At 58.4% G+C, this 20600-nt stretch carries 16 protein-coding genes; 12 read left to right on the top strand and 4 right to left on the bottom strand.

Going from position 1 to position 20600, the window contains the following annotated elements; genetic code table 11:
- Positions 1–54 precede the first annotated feature (54 nt).
- The 10 genes from ACQ4LH_RS15105 (at position 55) to ACQ4LH_RS15060 (ending at position 13151) form a co-directional block, all read left to right on the top strand.
- Positions 55–3693, top strand: coding sequence for a glycosyltransferase (locus ACQ4LH_RS15105; protein ID WP_430697897.1), 3639 nt, complete (start codon positions 55–57; stop codon positions 3691–3693).
- 265 nt (positions 3694–3958) lie between these two features.
- Complete coding sequence (locus tag ACQ4LH_RS15100; RefSeq protein ID WP_430697896.1) at positions 3959–5455, top strand: flagellin; 1497 nt, start codon at positions 3959–3961, stop codon at positions 5453–5455.
- Positions 5456–5527: 72 nt separating this feature from the next.
- A complete protein-coding gene (locus ACQ4LH_RS15095; RefSeq protein WP_430697895.1) occupies positions 5528–5920 on the top strand; it encodes a flagellar protein FlaG in 393 nt (130 codons plus the stop codon).
- Positions 5921–5996: 76 nt separating this feature from the next.
- Positions 5997–7460: a flagellar filament capping protein FliD gene (gene fliD, locus ACQ4LH_RS15090; protein WP_430697894.1), complete on the top strand. Its 1464-nt coding sequence runs from the start codon at positions 5997–5999 to the stop codon at positions 7458–7460.
- Positions 7460–7852: a flagellar export chaperone FliS gene (fliS, locus tag ACQ4LH_RS15085; protein ID WP_430697893.1), complete on the top strand. Its 393-nt coding sequence runs from the start codon at positions 7460–7462 to the stop codon at positions 7850–7852. The genes fliD and fliS (ACQ4LH_RS15085) overlap by 1 nt, the downstream gene beginning before the upstream one ends.
- 72 nt (positions 7853–7924) lie before the next feature.
- The gene (gene fliS, locus ACQ4LH_RS15080; RefSeq protein ID WP_275961294.1) at positions 7925–8305 is read left to right on the top strand and encodes a flagellar export chaperone FliS; all 381 of its coding nucleotides are present in this window, start codon (positions 7925–7927) and stop codon (positions 8303–8305) included.
- Between the two features lie 27 nt (positions 8306–8332).
- Positions 8333–8629 carry a flagellar protein FliT gene (fliT, locus tag ACQ4LH_RS15075; protein ID WP_430697892.1) on the top strand — a complete coding sequence of 99 codons (297 nt, stop codon included), beginning with the start codon at positions 8333–8335 and terminating at the stop codon, positions 8627–8629.
- Positions 8630–8871: 242 nt separating this feature from the next.
- Complete coding sequence (locus ACQ4LH_RS15070; RefSeq protein ID WP_430697891.1) at positions 8872–10344, top strand: sigma-54 dependent transcriptional regulator; 1473 nt, start codon at positions 8872–8874, stop codon at positions 10342–10344.
- 185 nt (positions 10345–10529) lie between these two features.
- On the top strand, positions 10530–11738 hold the full coding sequence (locus ACQ4LH_RS15065; protein WP_430697890.1) for a sensor histidine kinase: 1209 nt from the start codon (positions 10530–10532) through the stop codon (positions 11736–11738).
- A gap of 6 nt (positions 11739–11744) precedes the next feature.
- Complete coding sequence (locus ACQ4LH_RS15060) at positions 11745–13151, top strand: sigma-54-dependent transcriptional regulator (protein WP_430697889.1); 1407 nt, start codon at positions 11745–11747, stop codon at positions 13149–13151.
- An 80-nt stretch (positions 13152–13231) separates the two neighbouring features.
- On the opposite strand, the gene lapD is transcribed toward ACQ4LH_RS15060, so the two are convergent.
- From lapD to ACQ4LH_RS15040, 4 genes are all read right to left on the bottom strand, one after another.
- Positions 13232–15181 (bottom strand): cyclic di-GMP receptor LapD, encoded by a 1950-nt coding sequence (gene lapD / locus ACQ4LH_RS15055; protein WP_430697888.1) that lies wholly within the window; start codon positions 15179–15181, stop codon positions 13232–13234.
- Positions 15182–15190: 9 nt separating this feature from the next.
- Positions 15191–15883, bottom strand: a complete 693-nt coding sequence (gene lapG / locus ACQ4LH_RS15050; protein ID WP_090248236.1) for a cysteine protease LapG — start codon at positions 15881–15883, stop codon at positions 15191–15193.
- A gap of 91 nt (positions 15884–15974) precedes the next feature.
- Positions 15975–16388: a YbaN family protein gene (locus tag ACQ4LH_RS15045; protein ID WP_430697887.1), complete on the bottom strand. Its 414-nt coding sequence runs from the start codon at positions 16386–16388 to the stop codon at positions 15975–15977.
- Positions 16389–16397: 9 nt separating this feature from the next.
- On the bottom strand, positions 16398–16985 hold the full coding sequence (locus ACQ4LH_RS15040) for a UPF0149 family protein (protein ID WP_430697886.1): 588 nt from the start codon (positions 16983–16985) through the stop codon (positions 16398–16400).
- A gap of 166 nt (positions 16986–17151) precedes the next feature.
- Between ACQ4LH_RS15040 and recQ the strand changes: the two genes are divergently transcribed.
- Both recQ and ACQ4LH_RS15030 read left to right on the top strand, forming a co-directional pair.
- Positions 17152–19278 (top strand): DNA helicase RecQ, encoded by a 2127-nt coding sequence (recQ, locus tag ACQ4LH_RS15035; RefSeq protein ID WP_430697885.1) that lies wholly within the window; start codon positions 17152–17154, stop codon positions 19276–19278.
- Positions 19279–19377: 99 nt separating this feature from the next.
- Positions 19378–20541 (top strand): diguanylate cyclase domain-containing protein, encoded by a 1164-nt coding sequence (locus tag ACQ4LH_RS15030; protein ID WP_430697884.1) that lies wholly within the window; start codon positions 19378–19380, stop codon positions 20539–20541.
- The last annotated feature ends 59 nt before the right edge of the window (positions 20542–20600 follow it).

Genomic DNA, 20600 nt, shown 5'->3' with positions numbered 1-20600 from the left:
ATGAATCGCCGTGGCGCTTGAGCCACCCGCATTGATTCACTAAGGAAAACGCACGTGAGCAACCAACCCCTCGTCAGTATCGTGATTCCCACCTTCAAGCCACGTCACTTCGAGGTGGCGCTGCTTAGTGCGTTAGCCCAGAGTTATCAACGACTGGAAATCTTGGTCAGTGACGACTGCCCGGATGAGGGTATCCAGCGCATTCTTGAGCGCCATCTCGGGCACAGCCGTCATCCGATCAGGGTAATTCGCAACCGGCCAGGCCTCGGTGGGCTGATGAACTACACCCAGTGTGTAGTTGAGGCTCAAGGTGAGTTCGTCAAATTCCTTAATGACGATGACATTCTGCTGAATGACTGCGTTGCGCGCATGGTCGAGGTCTTTCTCAACCATTCCGAAGTCAGCTTGGTGACTAGTCGGCGTTTGCTGATCGATGAATGCGGGCTACCCCTGGCGGACATGCCGGCCACCTGCAACCCCTTTGTCGAAGACAGTTTGATCCATGGTGAGGATCTCATCTCCTACCTGTCTGAAGGGCCCATGAACTTTATTGGTGAGCCCAGTACGGTGATGTTCCGCCGTGCGCACCTGGCAGACATCACACCAAACGTCTGTTGCCTTGGTGGCCAGACGGTGCGCGCCATCAATGACCTAGCCATGTATGTCAACGTGCTGCGTCATGGCGGCTTGGCGTATCTGTGTGAGCCGCTCTCCTGCTTCCGCAAGCATGCCGAGCAGCGCCAACAGCAGGGCGACATGCTGCCGTTGTGGCGCAAGGGTGTGCAGGTATTTGCCACGCAAATCCGCTCGATGGGGCTCTATCGTCCGCAGCCCGAAGGTCAGGTTCGTTGCCGTGCACTCGGGGATCAGGCTGCTGACTGGCATTTATTTGCTTTACGTCAGCGGTTGGCAGACGAGGCGGCGCGCTTACCCCAAACGCAGCCGGTGTTGGCTCCTACAGTGGTTGCCATGCCAGCCCCCCACTGTGACGCAGGCGGTGTTCCCATTGCCGTACCGGACAGGCCTGAATTGGTACGGTGGTTGGAAGCACGCTTGCCGACGCCTATACAGAATCAATTGGTTAATGACTATTTCTGCCAGCATGCTGGCGGTCCGCGTTTAGGTATTTTGATTCTTGACCTGCTGGGTGACACGCAGCAGCTAATGAAGACGATTCGTAGCTTGGGTCTTGAACAAGGGCTATACGCCACACTGAAGATCATTGCGCTGACTACTGCCGATGTGCCACTGACCAAGCCAGATGCCAAGTTGCACTTCGTTTCCGTCAGGCCGGATAACTACGTTGCTGCAATCAACGAGGTGGCGCGGACGGCTGATTTTGATTGGTTGATGCTGGTTGATGCTGGTGAAGAGTTCACCCCTAGCGGCCTGATGATGGCCGCTCTGGAGTTGGTAGATTCAGACGGTTTCCGGGCCATTTATGGTGATGAATTGCAGCGTACGGCAGATGGCGCGCTTGGTGCGGCCTTCCGTCCAGGTTTTAATCTGGACATGCTGCTCAGCTTCCCAACTGTTATGGCGCGCCACTGGCTATTCCGTCGTGAAATCTTCGTCGAGGTGGGTGGCTTCGATGCTCGATTCGCTAGCGCGCTGGAGTTCGAATTACTGTTGCGTTTGATTGAGCAGAGCGGGATGGCTGGGTTTGGTCACGTCGATGAGCCGTTATTGATAACCACTGCACCCACATTGATCGACAGTGCTGACGAACAGGCGGCCTTGCTGGCACATCTGCAGCGGCGTGGTTATACCGAGGCACGGTTGCTGCATAGCCTTCCGGGGCGTTATCGCATCCGCTACGGCCATCGCGAGCAGCCGCTGGTTTCGATCATCGTGCCGACCAAGGATCAGTTGCCAATCTTGCAACGTTGCGTCGAGAGCTTGCTGGAGAAAACAGCTTACGCAAATTACGAGCTGCTGATTGTCGATAATGCCAGCGAAACGGCTGAAGCTCGTGCCTGGCTTGCCGGTGTGGAGCAGATGGGTGAAGAAAAAGTGCGGGTACTGCGTTACCCACACCCGTTTAACTACTCGGCCATCAACAATATGGCGGCCCGCGAAGCGCGTGGCGAGTATCTGGTGTTGCTGAATAATGACACAGCAATTATCAGCGAGACTTGGCTTGACGAGCTGCTCAACCATGCCCTGCGTCCTGAGGTGGGCATAACCGGCGCCAAGCTGCTTTATCCGGACGGTAAGATTCAACACGCCGGGGTGGTGCTGGGGCTGCGTGGGCCGGCTGATCATCCCTTTATTGGCGAGTCGATGAATGCCCCTGGTTATATGCAGCGGCTGGAAGTTGATCAGAATTACAGCGCAGTTACGGCTGCTTGCCTGATGATCCGTAAGTCTATCTATGAAGCGGTTGGTGGGCTCGATGAGCAGCGCTTTAAAGTGTCTTACAACGATGTCGATCTGTGCTTGAAGGTTCGTGAAGCGGGCCACTTGATTGTGTGGACACCGCACTCGGTCGTCATGCACGAAGGTAGTGTGAGTCAGAAGCGTATTGAGCCGAAGGCTGCCGAAGCGAAGCGCAAACGCTTCGCTGACGAACAGGACGCTATGTATGAAAAGTGGCTGCCGGCCCTTGCTTGTGATCCTGCCTATAACCGCAATCTTTCGCTGAATGGTCGTGGCTTTGATCTTGAGCCGGATGTACAGCTGACCTGGCGTCCGCTTGTTTGGAAGCCTTTACCTGTTGTACTTGCGCATCCTGCTGATCCCTGGGGCTGCGGTAATTATCGGGTCATCCAGCCATTCAAGGTTTTGCGTGAGCAGGGCAAGGTAGACGGGATGCTGTCATACGGTCTTTTGCACGCAGTTGACCTGCAGCGTTATGACCCGGATGTACTGATTCTGCAGCGCCAGATTGGTGATGATCGGTTAGAGGCCATGCGCCGGGCTAAGGCGTTTTCTCGGGCTTTCACGGTCTATGAACTGGATGACTATCTGCCTAATCTGCCAATGAAAAGCGTGCATCGTGAACGTATGCCGAAGGATATTTTGCGTTCGTTGCGCCGGGGGTTGAGTTATGTCGATCGCTTTGTGGTTTCTACCGATGCCATGGCGGAGGCATTTTCTGGTCTGCATGACGATATCGTCGTAGCCAGGAATTGCTTGCCTGAAGAATGGTGGCGGGGGTTGTCGAGTCAGCGTCGACGTGGTCAGAAACCTCGCGTCGGTTGGGCCGGTGGGATCAGTCATAGCGGTGATCTGAGTTTGATTGTCGATGTGGTCAAAGAGCTGGCCAGCGAGGTTGATTGGGTATTTCTTGGCATGTGCCCCAAAGAAATTCGTCCCTATGTCAAAGAAAGCTTGGACGGCGTCGATATAGGGCTGTACCCGCAGGCACTTGCACGCTTGGACCTTGACCTGGCCCTGGCGCCTGTCGAACAAAACCTGTTCAACGAATGTAAAAGTAATTTGCGGCTTCTTGAATATGGTGCATGTGGCTTCCCCGTTATCTGTAGCGATGTGCGTTGTTATCAGGGAGACCTGCCTGTGACCAGGGTCAAAAACCGCTTTAAGGATTGGGTGGATGCGATTCGCATGCACATCAACGATCTTGATGCAGCTGCTGCGCAGGGGGATGAGTTACGTGTTCGGGTTCTGGGCGAGTGGATGCTCGACGGAAAAAATCTCGACCGCTGGCGTGAAGCTTGGCTGCCGAGTTAATTCGAAGGGCTCGAAAGAGTAAATGTTGTACGTCAACGGGGGCGAAGCCGCGTCGGCAACCCGTCAGGAAGGTTATTTGCTGGTGCTGTGTGAGCTAAGTGGTTGCTGGGGATAGAGAAAAAAATATCGCAGAATTCTCTAAAGCTCCGGCATGGGGTGCCGATAAAAATACCGAATGCGAACATTTTGGGCGCCTGAGTATGCAGGCCCATGCGTCGCACACATCAGGCACACAAATAAGCAAGGTCCTTCGGAGGAATACACCATGGCCCTGACAGTCAACACAAACGTTGCGTCCCTTAACACTCAACGTAACTTGAATAGCTCGTCCAAAGGTCTGGATACATCCCTCCAGCGCCTGTCTACTGGTTTCCGCATCAATAGCGCTAAAGACGATGCTGCTGGTCTACAGATTGCCAACCGTCTTACCAGCCAGATCAATGGTCTGAACGTTGCTACCCGTAACGCCAACGATGGTATTTCCTTGGCGCAGACAGCTGAAGGTGCTTTGCAGCAATCTACCGGCATCCTGCAGCGTATGCGTGATCTGGCCCTGCAAGCCGCCAACGGCTCTAACGGCGCGCAAGAGCGTGCAGCCCTGCAGGGTGAAGTTGCCCAGCTGCAGCAAGAGATGAACCGTATTGCTGATACCACCAGCTTTGGTGGTCGTAAGATTCTTGACGGCACCTTCGGCTCGCAGAGCTTCCAGGTGGGCGCTAATGCCTACGAAACTATCAACGTATCGATCGGTTCTTCGGATGCTAGTCGTATCGGTATCAACCGCTATGACTCCAGCGGCATCGCTGCAACCAGCTCCAGTGGTGGCTTCGCTGCTCTGAGCTCAGGTGATCAGGGGTATCAGGGCACCAGCGGTACAATCGTCGGTAAACTGGGTACCGCTAACTTCACCTACAACACCGCCAGTGGCGGTGCGATCTCCGCGCGTGATATCGCCAGCTCGATTAACAAGGTTTCGGACAGCACAGGTGTAACAGCCAACGCACGTAACCTGTCTCAAATGTCTGGTGTTTCCTCGGGTACCGTATCGTTCACTCTGTATGGTGCTAATGATAAGGCCGGTACTGGTGTATCCATCTCGGCAAACGTTGCTGATGCCTCTGAACTTTCCAGCCTGGCGGATGCAATCAACAAGGAAACGGGTACTACTGGTATTGCTGCCAAGGCCAGTGGTGGGACTCTTGAACTCATCAGTGACCGCGGTGAAAGCATTGTCATTGAAAACTACACCGACAGCGCTGGCTCTGGTACTTCTGCAGGCTTGTTTGCTTTCGGCTTTGATTATGATGACGGCGGTGAAGTCGCTACTATTGGTTCCTTGGCTTCCGGTGGCGCGCGTACTGATGGCGGTGTACAGATTGAGGCTGCTGATGCCTTCTCTGTTACTGGTATCGACACTAGCTTTGGCACTCCAGGCTTCAGTGAACTGAACTCGGTCGCCAGTATCGATATCAGCACCACGGCAGGGGCTCAGAGTGCGCTGGGGATTGTCAATGGCGCGATATCCAACATTGATAGCCAGCGAGCCCAGTTAGGTGCGGTGCAGAACCGCTTCGAGAACACCATCTCGAACCTGCAGAACATCTCTGAGAACGCCTCGGCTGCCCGTAGCCGGATTCGTGACACTGACTATGCTGCCGAAACATCGGAACTGACCAAAAATCAGATCCTGCAGCAGGCCGGTACTGCGATTTTGGCCCAGGCTAACCAGTTGCCACAGGCTGTACTCAGCCTGCTCGGTTAAGGGTAAAAGCGCTAGACTGCGGGGAGAAGGGCTCAGCTCTTCTCCCCGTTCCCTCATTCTGAGGAGAGAATTATGGACATTGGTTCTATTCAAAGTTCGCCTGCATCCACCGTTGTTGCTTCTAAAGCAGAGCGTGCGCCAAATGCTTCTGCCAAGGTTGTGGCCGATGCTGTTGAGAGTAAGCCTTCTGAGGATGCCGCAACCGGTAGTGCCACAAAGGTTGAAAGTGGTTCTGCGGCCTCTCGCGAAGAGGTCGAGGCAGCAGTTGCGACGATTCAGGACTTTGTCCAATCGGTTCGTCGTAGCCTGAATTTTTCCCTCGAAGAGGGCAGTGGACGTGTGGTGGTCAAGGTGACCGATGCAGGGTCGGGTGATGTGATCCGACAGATCCCTTCTGAAGAAGCACTGCAACTAGCAGAGAATCTTTCGGAGGTTCGTAGTTTGTTATTCAAAGCTGAGGCCTAGCCAACAGGGTTGGCACAGCTTTTGACTGTTAGCATCTATCTAGCGTGTTGCAGTCATTATTTTGGCGAGGTGAAGCATGGTCGGGATTACGGGCATTGGCTCAGGAATCAAAATCGACGAAATAGTCACAGCGATGGTTAATGCCGAAAGGGCTCCAAAAACCAATCAGCTGGACCGTCTCGAGAAGACCACTGTTGCGCGCATCTCGGCCATGGGTTCGCTAACCAGCGCCCTGAACACCTTCAAGACCGCCGTTGACTCGCTGAATAAGGCCTCCTTGTTCGAGTCGCGAACGGCGAGCTCTTCCAACACCAGTGCCCTTAAGGTTACTGCCGCAACCACTGCCCCAGCAGGCAGTTACAACGTTCAGGTCAAGCAGCTGGCGACCAGCAGCAAGGTGGCGCTGCAGTCGGTCACTGGTGGCAACACCGCTACATTCAATAGTGGTTCACTGACTATTTCTGCGGGTAGCTCGAGCTTCGGTGTCAACATTACCTCAGGCAATAACACCCTGGCCGGTATGCGTGATGCTATCAATGAGGCGGGAAAAAGCAGCGGTGTGAGTGCCACTATCATCACGGATGATTCAGGTTCGCGATTGGTGTTGAGCTCTACCAAGAGCGGTGCTGGAAATGATATCCAGGTCGTGGCCAACGAAGATAATGTGACGACTGGAGCCAACGCGTTGACTTCTCAGGCGTTTACTCCGACCGTTGACCCCGGCAATGCCGATGCTTTCGTTAAGCCTGACTCCACTACGGGTGCTGGTGGTGTGATCACCAAGGCCCAGTCGGCCAAGATTTCCATTGATGGTCTGGAATTGGTCCGCGACACCAACCGTATTGATGACGCTCTTGAGGGCGTAACGCTTGATCTCGCTGCGGCGCAGAGCTCTACCGATTTGGCTGACGGTAAGACCATCAGTGTCACTGTGGGGGTCGACAAGGGCAGCGTGAAGAGCAACCTGCAGAAATTTGTTGATGCATACAACGCGTTGATCAGCACGACCTCTCAACTGACTGCTGTTGTTCCTGTCGACGGGGGCAAGCCGGTAACCGGCCCCTTGCTTGGTGACTCCTCTATACGCAATGTGTTGTCCAGTTTGCGAAACGAAATGGTGGAGTTAACCGGTGCGGGTGGTGTCCGTGCACTGGCAGATTTAGGTATTGCGTCTGATTGGAAAACCGGCCAGCTCAAGCTTGATGACACTATGCTAACTAAAGCTCTGGATGGCAATTTCGATCAGGTTGCCGGTTATCTTGCGGGCGACAATGGCCTGATGGGGCGTCTTTCCAAATCAGTTAGTGCTTATGTGGGTACTGACGGCGTGCTCAAGCAGCGTACTGATGCGTTGCAAGCCACCAAGGTCGGGGTCGATGAACAACGCAAAGCACTGGCTGTTCGAGTAGAAAGCTTGCAAACGCGTCTTTATGCTCAGTACAACGCAATGGACTCCCTGGTCGGGCGTCTGCAGAAAACCAGTGAAAGCCTGGCCAATCAACTCGCGAGCCTGCCAGGTTTCGTGAGAAAGGATAAATAATGAGCAAGAAGCCGATTGATACCTACAAGCAGGTTAATACCAGCCATGATGTTTCACCTTATCGCACTGTTCAGTTGCTGCTTGAGGGGGCGTTGCAGAGGGTGATGCTGGCTAAACATGCACAGTTTGAGGGTGATGCCGAGATTCGCGGTATGGCCGTTGGTAGCACCATCACCATTCTCGGCGTATTGCAGGCCAGCTTGGATAAGGAGCTGGGCGGCGAGATTGCCGAGAATCTGGATTCGCTTTACGACTATATGACGCGTCGTCTGGCAGGCGTAGCGCTCGACAGCACGCCGCGCACTCTGGATGAAGTTCAGGCGTTGCTTGAGCAGATCAAGAGTGCCTGGGATGCCATCGGTCCTGAGGTTGAGCCGGCTGTAGGAAACTGATTTCGTTGCTAAAGCTTTGCTCTGTAGCGCCGATACCCAAGGTATCCAGCAAACAGAACAGCGAGAACAACGATGAACGCGATGGCGGCCCTCAAGCAGTATCAAACCGTCAACACCCAGGCTCAGGCTATTGAAGCCAGCCCGCATCGGCTGATCCAAATGTTGATGGAGGGTGGGCTCACCCGTTTGGCCCAAGCTCGTGGTGCCATGGAGCGCAATCAAGTCGCCCTTAAAGGTGAGCTGATCAGTAAAGCCATCGGCATTATTGGCGGCTTGCGCGAAGGTTTGAATCTGGAGCAGGGCGGTGAAGTGGCTGCCAATCTGGATAGTCTCTACGAATACATGGCTACACGTTTGGTTGATGCCAACGTGCAGAATGAAATAGCGCCGCTGGATGAGGTTGCAGGCCTGCTTCGCAATGTAAAAGCTGGCTGGGATGCCATCGCCGAGTGATGCTGTTTCCCGCCTGAGGAATTGTTTATGAGTTCATCCGTGCAGCGTCTAGAAGAAACCGGCAGTGCTTTGCGTACCGCTTTGGCTACCCAGGACTGGGCCGCCATTGGCGAGTTGGATCTGCAGTGCCGCCAGGCTGTTGACGAAGCCATGGTCGAGTCCGCCAGCGATGAAGAGACTCTGCGTGCGCGCATGCAGGAGTTGCTGGATCTTTATCGTGAGCTGGTCAGCGTCTGCCAGGCCGAGCAACAGCGTCTTGCTCATGAGCTTGTACAGCTGAATCAGTCGCAACAAGGCGCAAAGGTCTACCAGCTGTTTGGTTGATTGGTGCTTTCGGTCGGTGCTGCCTGGTATCGACCCTCTGGTATCTGTCCGCGTTCTGCCCCGATATCCCCCCTTCGTTGTTAAACAGCTGCTTAGTCTGCTTGGCGGACACAATAAAAAGCACGCCATAAAATTGACTATTAACAAAAAATTGACTTAACTAGTGGCCAGTTGCCGTCGCTGGATTGAGCGGTATTTGGGCGGCGGGCGCGTTTTTCACTCCAGGATCAGTAAATAAAATTATGTGGCGTGAAACCAAAATCCTCCTGATTGACGATAACAGCGAGCGCCGTCGTGACTTGACGGTGATTTTGAATTTTCTGGGTGAAGATCATCTGGCCAGCGACAGCCAGAACTGGCGTCAATGTGTAGCGGAGCTGGCGTCCAGTCGTGAAGTGCTCAGCGTCTTGCTTGGCGAAGTGAAAGCCAAAGGCGGCGTGCTGGAAATGCTCAAGCAGTTGGCGGCTTGGGATGAGTTCCTGCCGACGCTGCTGATTAACGATCAGGCCGCTGCCGAGTGGCCGGAAGAGCAGCGTCGAAGTGTTCTGGCGACTCTGGAAATGCCAGTGAGCTACAACAAGCTGCTCGACTCTCTGCACCGCGCTCAGGTTTATCGCGAGATGTATGACCAGGCCCGCGAGCGCGGGCGTCAGCGCGAGACCAATCTGTTCCGCAGTCTGGTCGGCACCAGCCGGGCCATCCAGCAAGTGCGGCAGATGATGCAGCAGGTGGCCGATACCGAGGCCAGCGTGCTGATCCTTGGCGAATCGGGCACTGGCAAGGAAGTGGTCGCGCGCAATCTGCATTACCACTCCAAGCGCCGTGAAGCGCCTTTTGTACCGGTTAACTGCGGTGCAATTCCTGCCGAGTTGCTCGAAAGCGAACTGTTCGGCCACGAGAAGGGCGCATTCACCGGTGCTATCACCAGCCGTGCCGGGCGCTTTGAGCTGGCCAATGGCGGCACCCTGTTCCTCGATGAAATCGGCGACATGCCGCTGCCGATGCAGGTGAAGCTGCTCCGCGTATTGCAGGAGCGCACCTTTGAACGGGTCGGTAGCAACAAGACCCAGAGCGCCGATGTGCGGATCATTGCCGCCACTCACAAGAACCTCGAGAAGATGATCGAGGACGGCAGCTTCCGTGAGGATCTGTATTACCGCCTGAACGTGTTCCCGATCGAGATGGCCCCGCTGCGTGAGCGCATCGAGGACATCCCGCTGCTGATGAATGAGCTGATTTCGCGCATGGAGTTTGAGAAGCGCGGTTCCATCCGCTTCAACTCGGCGGCGATTATGTCGCTGTGCCGGCATGACTGGGCGGGTAACGTGCGTGAGTTGGCCAACCTGGTCGAGCGCATGGCGATCATGCATCCCTATGGCGTGATTGGTGTAGGCGAGCTGCCGAAGAAATTCCGCCATGTCGATGATGAAGACGAGACCCTGGTTGCCAGCCTGCGTGAGGACTTGGATGAGCGCGCCACCATCCTGGCCGGTTTGCCTGGCGTGGATTCGATGGCCATGCTGCCGCCTGAAGGCCTGGACCTGAAGGATTACCTGGGCAACCTTGAGCAGGGCCTGATTCAACAGGCGCTCGACGATGCCAGTGGTGTGGTCGCGCGTGCTGCTGAGCGTTTGCGCATTCGTCGTACCACTCTGGTCGAGAAAATGCGCAAGTACGGCATGAGCCGGCGTGATGACGAAGGGCTGGACGACTGAGTCTTCTGCGTCAGGCAATCGTCAGTGACTTGGCGCTTGCCCCTCCAATAAAGCCGAAGGTTTGACGAAACCTTCGGCTTTGTTTTTTATGGCATTGATTTAAAAGGATATTTTTTCAGGCACGGGTATTGCTATCTCTCTTGCAACTGACTGTCTTATGACGGCTCGCTGCGCGAGAGAGAACCATGAACGCTAACGCCCAACTCCCTGAAGAATCCGAAGCGCCCGCTCCCGTGGAGCAGGCCAGCCGTGCCGGGCTCGAACAGGCCTTTGCCTTGTTCAACCAGATGTCGACCCAGCTCAGTACCAGCTACAGCATGCTGGAGGCGCGGGTGACCGAGCTTAAAGGGCAGTTGGCCTTGGTCAGCGCCCAGCGTATGCAGGAACTGGCCGAGAAAGAGCGCCTGGCTCACCGCCTGCAGAGCCTGCTGGATCTGCTACCCGGTGGGGTGATCGTGATTGATGGTCAGGGTGTGGTGCGTGAGGCCAATCCGGTGGCGCGCAATCTGCTCGGCCAACCTCTCGTGGGTATGCTCTGGCGCCAGGTCATCGCGCGCAACTTCGCTCCGCGCGAGGATGACGGCCACGAGATCTCCCTGAAGGATGGCCGACGTTTGTCGATTGCCACCCGTTCACTGCACGCAGAACCTGGCCAGCTGGTTCTGCTGACTGATCTGACAGAAACCCGGCGCTTGCAGGATCAATTGTCCCGTCATGAGCGGTTGTCCGCTCTCGGCCGCATGGTTGCTTCTCTGGCTCACCAGATTCGTACGCCACTTTCCGCTGCACTGCTCTATGCCAGCCACCTGACCGAGCAGGTGCTGCCAGTTGAGCAGCAGCAGCGTTTTGCTGGCCGTCTGAAAGAGCGCCTGCACGAGCTGGAACATCAGGTGCGCGACATGCTGATCTTTGCCCGTGGTGAGCTGCCGCTGCCGGATCGCCTGGCGCCCAAGGCGCTATTCGATGCGCTGCGCAGCGCCGCCGAACCCCATGTGCTGGATATGCAGGTGCGCTGGCAGTGCGACAGCCGTGCAGGGGAGCTGCTGTGCAACCGCGACACCCTGGTTGGCACCGTGCTCAATCTGATCGAGAACGCGATTCAGGCCGGTGGTCGTGAGGCGCGCTTGAAGATTCATCTATATCAGCGCGGCGAAACGCTGCGCCTGTGCATCAGCGACAACGGCCCAGGCATAGACAGCGCGACACTGGCGCGTCTTGGCGAACCCTTCTTTACCACCAAAACCACCGGCACCGGGCTTGGCCTGGCCGTGGTCAAGGCAGTGGCGCGCGCCCATCAGGGCGATGTGCAGCTGCGTTCGCGGCCGGGGCGTGGCACCTGCGCCATTCTCACCTTGCCGCTGCTTGGTGCTACGCACCCTTTGATTCAGGAGTAACCATCCATGGCGAGCAAAATTCTGTTGGTCGAAGATGACCGCGCCTTGCGCGAGGCACTGGCTGATACCCTGGCGCTGGGTGGGCATGATTACCGTGCGGTGGATTGCGCCGAAGCGGCGCTGTTGGCGATTGCCGAAGAGCCTTTTGGCCTGGTAGTCAGCGATGTAAACATGCCCGGCATGGATGGCCACCAGTTGCTCGCGCAGATTCGTCAGCGTCAGCCCCAACTGCCGGTGCTGCTGATGACTGCGTTCGGCGCGGTGGAGCGGGCGGTTGATGCCATGCGCCAAGGCGCAGCGGATTATCTGGTCAAGCCATTCGAGCCGAAAGCCTTGCTGACGCTGGTTGACCGGCATGCGTTGGGCCGGGTTTCTGTCAGTGAGCAGGACGGCCCGGTCGCCGAGGAACCAGCCAGCGTGCAGCTGTTGGCCCTGGCCACGCGGGTGGCGCAGAGCGATTCCACGGTATTGATCACTGGCGAATCCGGTACCGGTAAAGAGGTACTGGCGCGCTTTATCCACCAGCAGTCGCCACGCGGCAGCAAACCCTTTATTGCCATTAACTGCGCGGCGATTCCGGACAACATGCTCGAAGCCACGCTGTTCGGTCACGAGAAGGGTGCATTTACCGGTGCGATTGCCAGCGCGCCGGGCAAGTTCGAACTGGCCGAGGGCGGTACCATTCTGCTCGACGAAATTTCCGAGATGCCACTGGGCCTGCAGGCTAAGCTGCTGCGCGTGCTGCAGGAGCGCGAAGTGGAGCGGGTTGGCGCGCGTAAGCCGATTACCCTGGATATTCGCGTGCTTGCCACCAGTAACCGCGATCTGGCTGCGGAAGTGGCGGCGGGGCGCTTCCGTGAAGACCTCTACTATCGCCTGTCGGTATTTCCACTAGCCTGGCAGCCACTGCGTGAGCGCCCTGCGGATATCGTGCCGCTGGCCGAGCGCTTGCTGGCCAAGTACGTGAAGAAAATGAACCACGCGCCTATTCGTCTTTCCCCTCAGGCGCAGATGAGCCTGATGAGCCATAGTTGGCCGGGTAATGTGCGCGAGCTGGATAACGCCATTCAACGCGCTCTGATTCTGCAGCAGGGCGGCCTGATTCAGCCGCAGGACCTCTGCCTGCTGGCGCCCATTGGCTCGGCGGTTGCGCCGTCCGTGCAACCGTTGTTGGCGGTGGTGGTCAATAGCGCACCTGCGCCGCAGGACGCCTCGCCGGCAGAGGCGGGTGCTTTGGGCGATGATCTGCGTCGGCATGAGTTTCAGATGATTATCGATACCCTGCGTGCCGAGCGTGGCCGTCGCAAGGAAGCCGCCGAGCGCCTGGGCATCAGCCCGCGCACCTTGCGCTACAAGCTGGCGCAGATGCGTGATGCCGGGATGGATGTGGAAGGCTATCTGTTTGCCAGCTGAGCCCGCTGTTGGCTGGGCTCTGAGCGCTGTACTTGAATCGGGGTAGGCCGTAATCGGACTACCCCGTTTGCGTCAGCGGATCAGTCTTTCCAGGGTTCTGGCGCGCCCAGTAGGCGGCCCATTGCGCCGTACAGCCCCAGCTCCTTGAGCACTGCCAGCTCGCCCTCGGTTTCCACCATTTCGGCAATCAACGGCAGGTCAATGCTGTTAGTGGCGCGGAACACCGCCTCGATAAACATGCGCTTGTCGCTTTCCTGATCGATGGCGCGGATATAGGTGCCGTCGAGTTTCAGGTAGGCCAGGCCCAGGTGGGTCAGGTTACCGATCAGGCTGAAGCGTCCGCCAAAGTGTTGCAGGCCCAGGCTGAAGCCGGTGTCACGGACGCCCTGGCTAAGCGCTTCCAGCTCGGCCGCAGGCGGCAGATGACGCTCGTCCACTTCCAGGGTCAGCAGGCTGGCCTGCTGTGGGTGTTGCCTTAGAATTTCGAACATGCGCTTGAGGGTTTCGGTGTCACGCAGGGTAGCGGCCGATAGGCTGAGGGCCAGTGGCGCTGCATGTTGGTTCAGATGTGCCAGGCTGTGTTCGAGCATGGCCAGGTCGAAGCGGGCGGTCCAGCCCAGGCGCTCGATCCAGGGTAGAAAGCGGCCAGCGGCAATCGCTTCGCCTTGCGGATCAAGCAGGCGCGCCAGCACCTTGTGATGCAGCAGCCGGTTGCGGTCGACGCATTGCGTGACCGGCTGGAAATACAGCTGCAGCTTGCGCTTGTTCAACGCATCGTCGATCCAGGTGCGCCAGTCGTGCAGGCCCTGAGTTGGTTGTGCGTTGTAGTCGTCCAGGCGCACCCAGTGGCGGCTAGGGTCGTTCTGCGCTTGCGCCAGGGCCTGATCGGCGCGGCCAATGACCTGGCCGGGTTCTTCGCCAGGGCGGAAGGCGGCAATGCCCATATGCGCCACGGGCGTGCAGTCGCTGGCGCCGGTCTGGCGCAGGCTTTCCAGGCCGGTGTGCAGCTCACCGGCAAGTAGGTCGGCTTCTTCACTGCCAATGCCCGGGGCCAGCAGACTGAACTCGCCGCCACGGCTGCGTGAGGCCAGCCAGTCTGAGCGGTTGGTCTGGTTGAGCAGGCGCTTGAGCAGTTCGCCGATGGCGGCAATCAAGGCGTCGGTCTGCTGGCCGCCGAGGCGCTGGTTGAGCCCGCCAAGGTCGTTTACCCGCAGCAGCAGCAAATAGCCTTCGGCATTCTGCTCACTGACCACCAACTGGTGGGCCAGGCGGATATCGAACAGGCGGCGGTTGGCTAGGCCGGTGATGCTGTCCTGGTAGGCCTCTTCACGCAGTTTCTCGCTGCGTGCGGCTTCTTCGGCGAACAGGGTTTTCAGCTTTTCCACCATCTGGTTCATGGCGGTGACTACGCGTTTAAGTTCCGGGGTGCGCGGCACCTTGGGCAGGGTGAGGAATTCGCGGCGGGTGATGGCCTGAGCCTGTTGCACCATGTTGTCCAGTGGGCGCAACTGGGTGCGCAGCAGCCATCCGCCGAGTATGGCGCTGACCAGGCCGCAGAGCAGCAACCAGATCAGGCTGCCGATGGCGCTGTCCCAGAGTTTGGCCAGGGCAAATTGCGGGTGGCTGAGCACTTCGACCCGTGCGGCCTGTTCCCAGCCGCGCATGATCAGCGCATCGCCGCCCTGGGGTTGCAGGTCGACCAGCTCGCTGAACCAGGCGGGCACGGTTTCTGCACTGGCATCGTCGCTGCGCCGTTCGACAATCACCTCATCATCAGGGATGCGCACCACGCGGATGCTAGTGAAATAGCCACTGTCGAAGATCGAGCTGACCATCAGCTCGATCATCGCCGGGTCATCCACGTGCGGGGTCATCGACAGGCCCAGCGCGGTCGCGGCGTCCTGGGCATGGGAGCGCAGCTGGCTGAGCAATTGCTCACGCGAGCTTTCCACCCCGGCGATAAAACTGCCGGTAAAGGCCACTACCAGGAACAGGCAGATGGCGAGAAATAGCTGCTTGAGTAGAGACATAGGTTCCTCCTAGCCTTCGCCGATGGCGAAGCCCTCCGTGCGCATTTTTTTCAAGATGTCCTGCCAGCGCGAGAGCTTCTTGGAATCGCTCTTTCTGCTGGTGGAACCCGGGAGATAGAGGCCTTCGGCGTTGAATGCATAGACCGGCAGCAGGTCTTTACGTTGCGAGGCAGGTTTTATTTCATTGATCAGGTTGTCCAGCACCAGTGGCTCGGCACCGGGGCTGGCGTAGTAGGTCAGGACCATGTGCGCCTGGTTGTAATTGAGCGCCTTAACGTAAGTGATGCGCAGTTTGTCGCTGGGAATGCCGAGGCGGCGCAGGGTGAAGTATTTGGCGATTGAATAGTCTTCGCAGTCGCCTTCGCCCTTGACCAGCATCTCGATGGGCGTGGCCCAGTAATCGTTCTGTTTCCACAGGCGGATATCGTCGGTAAAGCGGATCTGCCGATTGAAGAAGCGGTTGACCTCGGTGAGCTTGTCTCTTTCGCTGCTGCTGCCACTGGCCTTGATTTGCGCTTCCCAGGCCTGGATGCGCTGCTTGGCGGCGCCGAGTTTGCCGTAGCGGCTTTCGGCATTTTGCAGGATCACGCCGAAGTCCCAGTTGGCCAGGGCGCTGGCCAGGCCGATCAGCAGGATGCAGCCGCCTAGCAACGCTCGGTTGAGGCGCTTGAACCATCCATGAGTAAGCTGACGGGGTGGCATGTACCGCGCCTCGGCCGGGGATTGGGAAAGTCTAGGTGGTGCTGCTGATTTTTGCCGCGCTGAATATACCGAATGTCGGCTGGCGTGTTGCTTAGGGTTTGACCCGAGTTTTCTGGCTGAGGATATACAGGCTAACCAGCACCGCGCTGGTCAGCATAAAAGCTCTGGCCCAGAACAGCGGCACCAGGTAGCACGATAGGCCGATGCTCAGCCACATCAGGCTGATGGCGTAGACCTTGCCCTTGAGCGGAATGCCCTGGCCTTCGAGGTAGTCGACGATCCACGGGCCAAGCTGGCGGTGATTGACCAGCCACAGGTAGAAACGCTTCGAGCTGCGCATAAAGCACGCGGCAGCCAGCAGCAGAAAAGGCGTGGTGGGCAGCACAGGAAGGAATATGCCGATTACCCCCAGCGCCACGCTCAGCCAGCCGATGGCCAGCAGAACGTAGCGAATAGCGGGGTTGCGCTGCTCTTGAACAGGCGGCACCCGAATCTCACGCGCCATGGCGCGTGCTTAGTGGTGGCGGGGCTTCAGGAGGGCCGGCTTTTCTTCCGGCGCATGGCACAGCAGGAACAGCGCAGTCAGCAGTTCAGGGATCTGCTCAACCATGCTGTCGACCAAGTCGCGGTCACGGGCGATTTCGGCGAATTCGGGTTGCTCATCGAACAGGCCGGAACCGACCATGATCGGCAGCAGCAGCTCGCTGACTTCATCTTCGGCGTCGTCGAACCACACTGCTTCACGCAGGAACACCCCTTCCATAAAGCCGATGCACCAGCCGCGCAGGTCGGAATCGTCCGGCTCTTCGCCCAGGTCGAGTTCGCACGGTACGTCGGGTTCATCGTCGCTGGCCAGTTGGCGGGCGATATGGCTTTGCAGCTGGATCAGGGTGGCTTCGATCTCTTCGCGCTCGGCATCACTGCGGTAGTGCGGCGGCTCGGAGAACAGTGCGTCAATCCACTCGCGCTCTGGCACCGGCTGTGGGCAGATCGACAGGGCGGTCAGGTAGCCGTGGGCGGCGATGTAGTCCAGGGCCTCTTCATGCAGCTCATCGGCATCGAGGAAGGCTTGCAGGCGGGAGAGTTGCTCGGCGAAGGACATCGGGGGCTACCTTGAAGGAGTAAACGAGGGTCGATTCTAGTCGACCGCAGCCACAGCGGCCATAGCCGCAGGCCATGGCGGGTGAAAATCGGATCAAACTCCGCCACGCCTGCGCGTGCCCGCGCGGCACTTGCGTATAATGCGCGGCTTGTTTCGGAGACCCTTCATGCTCGAGCACGCGCAACGCATCCTCAAAGACGTATTCGGCTACGACAGCTTCCGTGGCCGTCAGGGTGCGATTATCGAGCGCGTGGCCAGTGGCGGCGATGCCCTGGTGCTGATGCCCACCGGTGGCGGCAAGTCGCTGTGCTTTCAGGTGCCGGCCCTGCTGCGCGAAGGCCTGGCAGTGGTGGTTTCACCGTTGATCGCACTGATGGACGATCAGGTTGCGACCCTCGACGAGCTGGGTGTGGCTGCCGCAGCGCTGAACTCCACGCTGAACGCCGATGAGCAGCGTGAGATTGCCGAGCGGATCAAGCGCGGCGAGATCAAGATGCTCTACCTGGCCCCTGAGCGGCTGGTGCAGCCGCGCATGCTGAGCTTTCTGCAGAACCTCGATATTGCCTTGTTCGCCATCGATGAGGCGCATTGCGTGTCGCAGTGGGGGCACGATTTCCGTCCGGAATACCTGCAGCTGGGCCAGCTCGCCGAGCTGTTCCCCAATGTGCCACGCATCGCCCTGACCGCCACCGCGGACATGCGCACCCGTGAAGAAATCGTTCAGCGTCTGCATCTGCAGAATGCCGAACGTTTTTTATCGAGTTTCGATCGGCCGAATATCTTCTACCGCATCGTGCCCAAGGAGCAGCCGCGCAAGCAGCTGCTGAGCTTCCTGACCGCGCGCAAGGGCGATGCCGGCATCGTCTATTGCCTGTCGCGCAAGAAGGTCGAGGAGGTCGCCACGTTCCTTTCCGAGCAGGGTTTCCCGGCATTGCCGTACCACGCCGGTTTGGCCAATGAGTTGCGCGCTTATCACCAGAAGCGCTTTCTCAACGAGGAAGGGCTGATCATGGTGGCGACCATCGCCTTCGGCATGGGCATCGACAAACCTAACGTGCGTTTTGTCGCCCACCTTGATCTGCCGAAATCCCTGGAAGCCTATTACCAGGAAACCGGTCGCGCCGGCCGTGACGGCCTGCCGGCGGATGCCTGGATGGCCTACGGCCTGCAGGATGTGATTTTCCTCAAGCAGATGCTCAACAACTCCGAGGGCGATGAACGCCACAAGCGCGTTGAGCAGCACAAGCTCGATGCCATGCTCGCGCTGTGTGAGGAGACCCGCTGCCGGCGCCAGGCGTTATTGGCTTATTTCGATGAGGACATGCCGCAACCCTGTGGACACTGCGACAACTGCATCGATGGCGTGCAGACCTGGGATGCCACCGAGCCGGCGCGCCAGGCGCTGTCGGCGATCTATCGCACCGGCCAGCGCTATGGCGTCGGCCATCTGGTCGATGTGCTACTTGGCCGCGATAACGAAAAAATCCGCGGCGTGGGGCATCAGCATCTGGCGGTGTTCGGCATCGGCAAGGCGCTGGCCGAGGGCGAATGGCGTTCGCTGTTCCGCCAACTGGTGGCGCGCGGTCTGGCCGATGTCGACCTCGAAGGCTTTGGTGGCCTGCGCCTGGCCGACAGTTGCCGTCCCTTGCTCAAGGGAGAGGTGACGCTGCAATTGCGCCGTGATCTGAAACCGCAACAAAGCGCCAAGGCCTCCAGCAGCGCCGCCAGCCAACTGGTGCGTGGTGAGGAACGTGGCCAATGGGAAGCGCTACGCGCCTTGCGCCGCAAGCTGGCAGAAGAGCATGGCGTGCCGCCTTATGTGATCTTCCCGGATGCCACCTTGCTAGAGATGCTGCGCAGCAAGCCCAGTACCCTGGCCGAGATGGCGCGGGTCAGTGGTGTCGGCGCGCGCAAGCTGGAGCGTTATGGCGAGGCCTTCCTGGCCGTGCTCGGTGCGGATGATGAAGCACCGCGTGCGGTGGTTGATCTGCGCCACGAACTGGTCAGTCTGGCCCGTGCCGGCATGACCCCAGCGCAGATCGCCAGTCAGCTCAGCTGCAGCGAGAAGAATGTCTACGGCCTGCTAGCCGAAGCCATTGGCCGTCAGCAGTTGTCCCTGGAGCAGGCGCTGGATGTGCCCGAAGCATTGCTGGGTGAAATCCAGGATGCCTTCCTCGATGGCGAGGGCGAGCTGCCGCCGGTAGCGGCGATCAGCGAGCAGTTTGCCGGGCGCGTTGAGCTGGGCATCCTGCATTGCGTGCGGGCTGCATTGCAGGCGGAATTCGAGGCCTGAGTGGCGCCGTATGGGCTGTCGCGCTTGGCAGTACTGCGGCTTGTGACGTGGGGAGTGAGCGACTAAGGTGTTGTCAGCCACCCAGCTGTAGAGGTTCCGGTGCCGCTTTCCCATGCCTGGCTAGACGATGTTCGCCCCAGTCCCTACGCGGATCAGCTCGCCTTGGGCTTTCGCCTGCTGCGCTTCTCCCGCCCACTGGAGCAGGAGTACCGCGACTCCCTGCGTGAAGACACCTTTGAGTTGAAACGCATCGCCCTGGGCGTGGGCATTCTGGTGTGGCTGGCTTTTGCCGCGTTCGATTTTTTCCTGATCAAAGCGCCTGAGGTGTGGTGGATGCTCGCCATACGCCTGGTGGTCTTGCTGTTGCTGTGCCTGTTTGGCTGGCTGCTGGTTCAGCGCAAGCACATCCACCTGCTGCAGCCGCTAAGCCTGGTCAGCCTGTTGGCGCTTGGCGTGGCGGCGTCCTTGGTGGTCGGCATCGCCCATCGAGTTGACCCCAGTTATCCCTATGAGGGGTTGTTGCTGGTCTGCATGGCCGCCTATTTTCTGGTGGGTTTGCGTTTGATCGAAGCGCTCAGCTGCTCTTTGCTGGTGCTAGTGGTCTACGTCTGTGTCGAGCTGCTGGTGGCCAGCTTGCCTGTATCGCGCTTGGCTAATAACGCCCTGTTTCTCCTGTTCGGCAACGTAATGGGCGCGGTGGGGTGTTACCTGCTGGAATTCAAATTGCGCGAGCATTTTCTGATCAGTCGGCTGATGCGCGTATTGGCCGATCACGACAGCCTGACCGGCTTGCACAACCGTCGCAGCTTCAACCGTCAGTTCGAGCGCCTGTGGCGTCAGGCGCAGCGTGAACATCGCAGCCTGGCGCTGCTGCTGTGCGATGTAGATCACTTCAAGGCCTACAACGATCACTACGGCCACCAGGCCGGCGATAAAGTGTTGCAGCGCATTGGCAGCCTGCTGCAGGACGCGGCGCGGCGGCCGCTGGACATGGCTGTGCGCCTGGGCGGCGAAGAATTTGCCGTGCTGCTCTACGACATCGGTGAAGCCGAAGCACGGCATCACGCCGAAGCGCTGCGCCAGACCCTGCAGACCCTGAATATCGAGCATGCCGGCTCTGCTACGGCGAGCATGCTGACCATGTCGATTGGTATTTCCTGCATTCAACCTGCCGCAGGTGGCGCGCTGGCGCAGCTTTACGAGCATGCGGATCGCGCGCTTTATGAAGCCAAGGCGTTTGGCCGCAATCAGGTCGTGGCCTGAGAATCTAGGAGGCGGTGGCCGATTTTGCCGCTGTGCTTGGCGCCTGCGGTGAATGCCCG

The organism is Pseudomonas peli (assembly GCF_050563605.1).
GTDB classification, from domain to species: Bacteria; Pseudomonadota; Gammaproteobacteria; order Pseudomonadales; family Pseudomonadaceae; genus Aquipseudomonas; species Aquipseudomonas peli_A.
The sequence above is the reverse complement of the archived record's forward strand: the minus strand, read 5'-3'. Positions and strand labels throughout refer to the sequence as shown.

Coding starts and splice junctions, on each gene's coding strand:
- ACQ4LH_RS15060 (WP_430697889.1), top strand. CDS start 11,745: ATGGCGAGCAAAATTCTGTTGGTCGAAGATGACCGCGCCTTGCGCGAG.
- ACQ4LH_RS15040 (WP_430697886.1), bottom strand. CDS start 16,985: ATGTCCTTCGCCGAGCAACTCTCCCGCCTGCAAGCCTTCCTCGATGCC.
- fliS (WP_275961294.1), top strand. CDS start 7,925: ATGAACGCGATGGCGGCCCTCAAGCAGTATCAAACCGTCAACACCCAG.
- ACQ4LH_RS15065 (WP_430697890.1), top strand. CDS start 10,530: ATGAACGCTAACGCCCAACTCCCTGAAGAATCCGAAGCGCCCGCTCCC.
- ACQ4LH_RS15045 (WP_430697887.1), bottom strand. CDS start 16,388: ATGGCGCGTGAGATTCGGGTGCCGCCTGTTCAAGAGCAGCGCAACCCC.
- fliT (WP_430697892.1), top strand. CDS start 8,333: ATGAGTTCATCCGTGCAGCGTCTAGAAGAAACCGGCAGTGCTTTGCGT.
- ACQ4LH_RS15070 (WP_430697891.1), top strand. CDS start 8,872: ATGTGGCGTGAAACCAAAATCCTCCTGATTGACGATAACAGCGAGCGC.
- fliD (WP_430697894.1), top strand. CDS start 5,997: ATGGTCGGGATTACGGGCATTGGCTCAGGAATCAAAATCGACGAAATA.
- recQ (WP_430697885.1), top strand. CDS start 17,152: ATGCTCGAGCACGCGCAACGCATCCTCAAAGACGTATTCGGCTACGAC.
- ACQ4LH_RS15100 (WP_430697896.1), top strand. CDS start 3,959: ATGGCCCTGACAGTCAACACAAACGTTGCGTCCCTTAACACTCAACGT.
- lapD (WP_430697888.1), bottom strand. CDS start 15,181: ATGTCTCTACTCAAGCAGCTATTTCTCGCCATCTGCCTGTTCCTGGTA.
- lapG (WP_090248236.1), bottom strand. CDS start 15,883: ATGCCACCCCGTCAGCTTACTCATGGATGGTTCAAGCGCCTCAACCGA.
- fliS (WP_430697893.1), top strand. CDS start 7,460: ATGAGCAAGAAGCCGATTGATACCTACAAGCAGGTTAATACCAGCCAT.
- ACQ4LH_RS15095 (WP_430697895.1), top strand. CDS start 5,528: ATGGACATTGGTTCTATTCAAAGTTCGCCTGCATCCACCGTTGTTGCT.